Below are 7,266 nucleotides of genomic sequence, written 5' to 3' on the forward strand. Positions count from 1 at the left end.
AGAAAGGGCGGGACGAGAAGTCTCCCACGGTCCGTACTGGCTAGAGTCGGATTCTTGCTTTTAGTCCCGCCCACCCCTTCAAGTCTAAACATACAAGCTGGCTTGCCAGCGATGACGGTGGATCAGGCAACAGAGATGTCGGCTGTGATGGCCTCATCGCTTGCAGGCAAGCTCCCACAGGATTTAGCGGTGTTCGCAGAAATGGCAGATCACCGCAAGTCCTGTGGGAGCCAGCCTGCTGGCGATGAGGCCGGTACAACAGACATCTGTCAGAGGGCCTCGCGCGTTGGCTTACCGTCCACCAGGCGCTGGATGCGCAGCGGATTGGCGTTCTTCAGCGGTTCCGGCAGCAGGTGGTCGGGGTAGTTCTGAAAGCACACCGGGCGCAGGAAACGGTCGATCGCCAACGTGCCGACCGAGGTGCCACGGGCATCGGAGGTCGCCGGGTACGGCCCGCCGTGCACCATCGAATCGCACACCTCGACCCCGGTCGGATAGCCGTTGAGCAGGATCCGCCCGACCTTCTGCTCCAGCAGCGCCGTCAGTTCCGGGAACTGCGCAAAGTCTTGCGGCTCACCGATGAGCGTCGCGGTGAGTTGCCCGTGCAGGCCGTTGAGCGCCGCATGCAACTGCGCCTGGTCTTCCACTTCGACCACCACCGTGGCCGGCCCGAACACTTCCTCCTGAAGCACCTCGTCGCCCTGGATCAGCAACCGAGCATCGGCCTTGAACAACTGCGGCTGCGCCTGGTTGCCTTGCTGCGGATTCCCCGCCAGGTGCGTGATGCCCGCGTGGGCCAGCAGCTTCTGCAAGCCCTTGCCGTAACTGGCGAGGGTGCCGGCGTTGAGCATGGTCTGCGCCGGTTGATCGGCGATCAGCCCGGCCAGTTGTGCCACGAACCCACTGAACTGCGGCGAACGCAGGCCGATGACCAGGCCGGGGTTGGTGCAGAACTGACCGCAGCCCTGCACCACCGAGGCCGTCAGGTCACGGGCCACGGACTCCGTGCGGGCAGCCAGCGCCTGCGGCAGCACGATCACCGGGTTGATGCTCGACATCTCGGCGAACACCGGGATCGGCTGCGGGCGTGCGGCCGCCATGTCGCACAGCGCCCGTCCGCCCTTGAGCGAACCGGTGAAGCCCACGGCCTGGATCGCCGGATGCTTGACCAGCCATTCGCCGACGCCACCGCCGTAGATCATGTTGAACACGCCCGCCGGCATGCCGGTCTTCTCCGCCGCACGGATCAGCGCATCGGCCACCCACTCGGCGGTGGCCATGTGGCCGCTGTGGGCCTTGAACACCACCGGGCAGCCGGCGGCCAGCGCGGCGGCGGTGTCGCCGCCCGCCGTGGAAAAGGCCAACGGAAAGTTGCTGGCGCCGAACACTGCCACCGGCCCGAGGCCGATGCGGTACTGGCGCAGGTCCGGACGCGGCAGCGGCTGACGCGCCGGCAACGGCAGATCGATCCGCGCCCCATAGAAGTCGCCGCGACGCAGCACCTGGGCGAACAGGCGCATCTGGCCGCTGGTGCGGGCGCGCTCCCCTTGGATCCGCGCCGCCGGCAGTGCGGTTTCGCGGCAGACCACGGCCACGAACTCGTCGTCCAGCGCGTCGAGCTCATCGGCGATCGCATCGAGGAACTGCGCCCGGCGCTCTGCGCTGAGGCTGCGGTAGGCCGGGTACACGGCGGCGGCCGCTTGGGCGGCGGCGTCCACCTCCTGCGCCGTTGCCTGGAAAAAACCGTAAGGCAACGGTTCGCCGGAGCTGGCGTCCACGCTCTGCAACTGGACGTTGCCGGCGGCGCTGCGGCGCCCGCCGATGTAGTTGAGGCCGAGAATCTGAGTCATGGGATCTCCTTAAAGGGTACCGATGCTGCCGGGGGCGAAAACCGCGTCGGCGGGGGCGATGCCATTGACCAGGGGCGCGCCGAATTCGGCCAGGCTGATCTCGAACACATCGCCCGGACGGGTGCGGACACCGTCGGCGAACGACAGCGTCGCGGTGCCGAAGAAATGAATGTGCACATCGCCCGGCCGCAGGAACTGGGCGTACTTGAAATGGTGGTATTCGAGGTTCGCCAGGCTGTGGCACATGTTCGCTTCGCCGCTCAAGAACTCGTTCTGCCACAGCGTTTCGCCGTCGCGCAGGATGCGGCTGGTGCCGGCCAGGTGCGGCGGCAGATCACCGACCCGAAGCTCGGGGCCGTAACTGCAGCTGCGCAGTTTCGAATGGGCCAGGTACAGGTAGTTCTTGCGTTCCATCACGTGGTCGGAGAACTCGTTGCCCAGGGCAAAACCGAGGCGGTACGGTTTGCCGTCGTGGCCGATGACGTAGAGCCCGGTGAGCTCCGGTTCTTCGCCGGCGTCTTCGGCGAACGGCAGCAACGGGAACGGCTGCCCCGGCCGCACGACGATGCTGCCGTCGCCCTTGTAGAACCACTCCGGCTGCACCCCGGCCTGCCCAGCCGCCGGCTTGCCGCCCTCCACGCCCCATTTGAAGATGCGCAGGGTGTCGGTCAGCGTCGCTTCGTCGCCGGCCTGCTGGTGCATCTTGTCCCGGGCCGAGGCGCTGCCCAGGTGCGTGAGCCCGGTGCCGCTGACCAGCAGGTGCGCCGGGTCTGGATGGTCGAGCGGCGGCAGGATACGCAGCTGCTCCCGCAGTTCGGCGTAATCGTGGCTGATGCCCAGGCCGAAGGCCTGCACCTGCTGCGCGAGGCTGACGCCGGCCTCGATGGCCGCCAACGCCAGATCACGCACGGCGCGCACGTCCTGCACCTCCCGCACCAGACCGCCCTCGACCACGCCGACGCGGCGTTCGCCGTTGCTCAATTCGAATTGCACCAGATGCATGTGTTCTCTCCTCTCAACAAAATGTCTGAACACCGGAAAACCTGTGTCCGGCAGGTAACGTCAGGTGCGAGTCGCGCCCCGTGCGCTCGCTGCGAACTGGTCTGCCGGCAACACGTGTCTGCGCTCAAGCACCCGGTAGACCACACCGGTCAGCATCAGTCCGAACACCATCACCCCGGACAGGAAGTACAAGCCCGAGGCGAGGTTGCCGGTGTATTCCTTCAGCGCCCCGATCACGAACGGACCGATGTAGCCGCCCAGGTTACCCACCGAGTTGATCAGCGCGATGCCCGCCGCCGCGCTGGCGCCGGCGAAGAACCGCCCCGGCAAGGTCCAGAACACCGCCGTGCAGGAAAACAGCGCGAACGCCACCAGGCACAGCGCCGCCAACTGCATCGCCGGCAACGCCAGCCAGGCGCTGAAGAACAGGCCGAGCGCGCCCAGCACGTAGAGCACCGCCAGATGGCCGTAGCGGTCGTTCAGCCGGTCGGAGCTGCGCGGCACGATCAGCAGGCCGACGATGCCGAAGAGGTACGGCACCGCCGACACGAACCCGGTGACCAGGTCGCTGCCGCCGAACTGCTTGATCAGGGTCGGCAGCCACAGGCCCAGGCCGTAGATGCTCAAGGTCACCGGCAGGTAGAACAGCGCCAGCAGCAAGACGCGCGTGTCCTTGAGCGCATGCAGCGGGTTGCCGTGACGGGTCTGGCCGTATGCCTGCAGATCCTTTTTCAGCTCGCCGCTGAGCCAGTCCTTTTCGGACCGTTCCATCCAGTCCACCTGCTCCGGCCCGTCCGGCAGCCAGCGCAGCACCGGCCAGGTCAGCAGGATCGCCGGGGTGCCAATGACGATGAACAGCCATTGCCAGCCATGCAGGCCGAGGATGCCGTCCATGCCCAGCAGGCCGCCGGACACGGGGCCGGTGATCATCATGGCGATGGGCTGGGACAGGATGAACAGCCCGAGGATCTTGCCGCGGTGGCGCACGGGGAACCATTGGGTGATGTAGTACAGGACACCGGGAAAGAACCCCGCCTCCGCCGCGCCGAGCAGAAAGCGCATCACATAGAAGCTGTGCGGGCCCTGGACGAACGCCATGCCGATGGTGATGGCGCCCCAGGTGATCATGATCCGCGCGAACCAGCGCCTTGCGCCGAAGCGTTCGAGCATCAGGTTGCTGGGGATCTCCAGCAGGAAATAACCGATGAAGAACAGACCGGCGCCGAGCCCGTAGGCCGCGTCGCCGATGCCGATGTCGGCGCCCATGTGCAGCTTGGCGAAGCCGACAGCGGAGCGGTCCACGTAAGCGATCAGGTACAGCAGGATCAGGAAGGGAATCAGTTTCAAGGTGATGCGCCGGACAAGCCGCTGTTCCTGGCTCATGGGGTCGGTCTCCGATTGTTGTTGTTATGGAACCTCGGGGGATGCCTCAGGCGAACCTCGCCAGGGCCGATCCTCTCGTTGAAATCGACTATATAGTAATACTTATTAGACGCCAACACTTCCACAGCAGCCATTTTTCGCTTAGCTTAAGCCAAAGCTCGCAAACAATAGTCTTACAATAAGAGAACCGATCATGTCTGATAAGAAACCCGCCCTGCGCTCGGCCCAATGGTTCGGCACCGCCGACAAGAACGGCTTCATGTACCGCAGCTGGATGAAGAATCAGGGCATCGCCGACCATCAGTTCCACGGCAAGCCGATCATCGGCATCTGCAACACCTGGTCGGAGCTGACACCGTGCAACGCGCACTTTCGCCAGATCGCCGAGCACGTGAAACGCGGCGTGATCGAGGCCGGCGGGTTTCCGGTGGAATTCCCGGTGTTCTCCAACGGCGAGTCGAACCTGCGCCCGACCGCCATGCTCACCCGCAACCTGGCGAGCATGGACGTGGAGGAAGCCATCCGCGGCAACCCCATCGACGGCGTGGTGCTGCTGACCGGCTGCGACAAGACCACCCCGGCGCTGCTGATGGGCGCGGCCAGTTGCGACGTGCCGGCCATCGTCGTCACCGGCGGGCCGATGCTCAACGGCAAGCACAAGGGCAAGGACATCGGTTCCGGCACCGTGGTCTGGCAGCTCAGCGAACAGGTCAAGGCCGGCACCATCACGCTCGATGACTTCTTGGCGGCCGAGGGCGGCATGTCCCGCTCCGCCGGCACCTGCAACACCATGGGCACCGCGTCCACCATGGCCTGCATGGCCGAAGCGCTGGGCACCTCCCTGCCCCACAACGCGGCGATCCCGGCGGTGGACGCGCGGCGCTACGTGCTGGCGCACATGTCCGGCATGCGCGCGGTGGAGATGGTGCGCGAAGACCTGCGGCTGTCGAAGATCCTGACCAAGCAGGCGTTCGAGAACGCGATCCGGGTCAACGCGGCGATCGGTGGTTCGACCAACGCGGTGATCCACCTCAAAGCCATCGCCGGACGCATCGGCGTCGACCTGGATCTGGACGACTGGACGCGCATCGGCCGGGGCATGCCGACCCTCGTCGACCTGCAGCCGTCCGGGCGTTTCCTGATGGAAGAGTTCTACTACGCCGGGGGCTTGCCGGCAGTGCTGCGGCGCCTGGGTGAGGCCAACCTGATTCCGAACCCGGACGCATTGACCGTCAACGGCAAAACCATCCGCGAGAACACCCAGGACGCGCCGATCTACGGCGAAGACGAAGTGATCCGCACCCTCGACAACCCGATCCGCGCCGACGGCGGCATCTGTGTCTTGCGCGGCAACCTGGCGCCGCTCGGCGCGGTGCTCAAGCCATCGGCCGCGACGCCGGAACTGATGCAGCATCGCGGCCGCGCCGTGGTGTTCGAGAACTTCGACCACTACAAGGCACGGATCAACGACCCGGAACTGGACGTCGATGCCCACTCGGTTCTGGTGATGAAAAACTGCGGGCCGAAGGGTTATCCGGGCATGGCCGAGGTCGGCAACATGGGGCTGCCGGCCAAGCTGCTGGCCCAGGGCGTGACCGACATGGTGCGCATCTCCGATGCGCGGATGAGCGGCACGGCGTACGGCACCGTGGTGCTGCACGTCGCCCCGGAAGCGGCGGCCGGCGGGCCGTTGGCGGCAGTGAAAGAAGGTGACTGGATCGAGCTGGACTGCGCCGGCGGGCGCTTGCACCTGGACATCCCGGACGCCGAACTGGCGGCGCGCCTGGCCGATCTGCAACCGCCGCAGCCATTGCTGGTGGGGGGTTACCGTCAGCTGTACATCGACCATGTGCTGCAGGCAGACCAGGGCTGCGACTTCGACTTCCTGGTCGGCTGCCGGGGTGCCGAAGTCCCGCGCCACTCCCACTGACAACGCCTTCCCCTGTGGGAGCTGGCTTGCCAGCGATTACGGTCTTTCAGCTGACATTCATGTTGACTGACACGCCGCCATCGCTGGCAAGCCAGCTCCCACATTTGCTTTGTGCACCTGCCTCAAGACCATGCCACGCCTGCTATGATGCCGGGCACCGTTCACCCCACAGGATCGCCCCGCTCCCCATGGATTACCGCAAACCCTCCGACCGCAAAAGCATGCACTCGCGCATCGTCCAGGAACTGGGCCTGCAGATCGTTTCCGGACGCTTTGCGCCCGACGACAAACTGCCCGCCGAAGCCTTGCTCTGCGAGGAGTACGCGGTGAGCCGGCCGGTGCTGCGCGAGGCCACGCGGGTGCTGGTGGCCAAGGGGCTGGTGTATTCGAAGCCGCGGGTCGGCACCGTGGTCAAGCCGCGCCGCGAATGGCACATGCTCGACCCGGACGTGCTGCACTGGCTGATGCAGAGCAGCCCGCAGAACGAGTTCTTCAACGTGCTGACCAGCGTGCGCAGCATCATCGAGCCGGCCGCCGCCGCCCTCGCCGCCCAGCACGCCACCGAGGCCGACATCGCCGCCATCGGCGAAGCCTACCGGCGCATGGAGGCGGCGCCGACGCCGGAAGCCTTGCTGCAGCCGGATCTGGATTTCCACAGCCGCATCGCCGACGCCACCCACAACGACCTGCTCGCCAACCTGTGCAACATGCTCTCGGTGGCGATCGCCGAAGCGCTCAAGCACTCCAACCAGCGGCCGAACCTGCACGAACTGGCGCTGCCGCGGCACAAGGCGATCCTGACCGCCATCGAGAACCGCGATGCCCTCGGCGCACGGCATGCGACGCTGGTGCAGCTGGATGATGCGCGCAGTGCCTTGAGTGTGGTGCTCGGCACCGACCTTTCCTGATCACTGAAGATCCCCTGCAGGCGCCAGCCTGCTGGCGATCGCAGTCTGTCTGACGCATCTGCGCTGCCTGACACGACGCCATCGCTGGCAAGCCAGCTTGTATGTTTAGACTTGAAGGGGTGGGCGGGACTAAAAGCAAGAATCCGACTCTAGCCAGTACGGACCGTGGGAGACTTCTCGTCCCGCCCTTTCT

General features: G+C 65.9%; 5 protein-coding genes. 2 read left to right on the forward strand and 3 right to left on the reverse strand.

Annotated features, from left to right (window positions below):
* Nucleotides 1-269: 269 nt before the first annotated feature.
* Genes CAG31_RS27820 through CAG31_RS27830 form a run of 3 tightly spaced genes read right to left on the reverse strand, consistent with a single transcriptional unit; the run spans nucleotide 270 to nucleotide 4,235 of the window.
* Nucleotides 270-1,850, reverse strand: a complete 1,581-nt coding sequence (locus tag CAG31_RS27820) for an aldehyde dehydrogenase (NADP(+)) (RefSeq protein ID WP_085586955.1) — start codon at nucleotides 1,848-1,850, stop codon at nucleotides 270-272.
* A gap of 9 nt (nucleotides 1,851-1,859) precedes the next feature.
* Entirely contained in the window at nucleotides 1,860-2,852 is a 993-nt protein-coding gene (gene araD1 / locus CAG31_RS27825) for an AraD1 family protein (RefSeq protein WP_085586956.1), read from the reverse strand.
* A 60-nt stretch (nucleotides 2,853-2,912) separates the two neighbouring features.
* Nucleotides 2,913-4,235 carry an MFS transporter gene (locus tag CAG31_RS27830; protein ID WP_085586957.1) on the reverse strand — a complete coding sequence of 441 codons (1,323 nt, stop codon included), beginning with the start codon at nucleotides 4,233-4,235 and terminating at the stop codon, nucleotides 2,913-2,915.
* Between the two features lie 193 nt (nucleotides 4,236-4,428).
* Here CAG31_RS27830 and CAG31_RS27835 point away from each other — a divergent pair, with 193 nt between their 5' ends.
* Both CAG31_RS27835 and CAG31_RS27840 read left to right on the forward strand, forming a co-directional pair.
* Nucleotides 4,429-6,165: an IlvD/Edd family dehydratase gene (locus tag CAG31_RS27835; RefSeq protein ID WP_085586958.1), complete on the forward strand. Its 1,737-nt coding sequence runs from the start codon at nucleotides 4,429-4,431 to the stop codon at nucleotides 6,163-6,165.
* 188 nt (nucleotides 6,166-6,353) lie between these two features.
* Complete coding sequence (locus CAG31_RS27840) at nucleotides 6,354-7,073, forward strand: FadR/GntR family transcriptional regulator (RefSeq protein ID WP_085586959.1); 720 nt, start codon at nucleotides 6,354-6,356, stop codon at nucleotides 7,071-7,073.
* The last annotated feature ends 193 nt before the right edge of the window (nucleotides 7,074-7,266 follow it).

It is taken from the genome of Pseudomonas sp. R25(2017), assembly GCF_002112565.1.
GTDB lineage: Bacteria > Pseudomonadota > Gammaproteobacteria > Pseudomonadales > Pseudomonadaceae > Aquipseudomonas > Aquipseudomonas ekonensis.

Excerpts from the sequence above, each read along its gene's own strand:
- CAG31_RS27820 (WP_085586955.1), bottom strand. The coding sequence starts at position 1,850 with ATGACTCAGATTCTCGGCCTCAACTACATCGGCGGGCGCCGCAGCGCC.
- araD1 (WP_085586956.1), bottom strand. The coding sequence starts at position 2,852 with ATGCATCTGGTGCAATTCGAATTGAGCAACGGCGAACGCCGCGTCGGC.
- CAG31_RS27830 (WP_085586957.1), bottom strand. The coding sequence starts at position 4,235 with ATGAGCCAGGAACAGCGGCTTGTCCGGCGCATCACCTTGAAACTGATT.
- CAG31_RS27835 (WP_085586958.1), top strand. The coding sequence starts at position 4,429 with ATGTCTGATAAGAAACCCGCCCTGCGCTCGGCCCAATGGTTCGGCACC.
- CAG31_RS27840 (WP_085586959.1), top strand. The coding sequence starts at position 6,354 with ATGGATTACCGCAAACCCTCCGACCGCAAAAGCATGCACTCGCGCATC.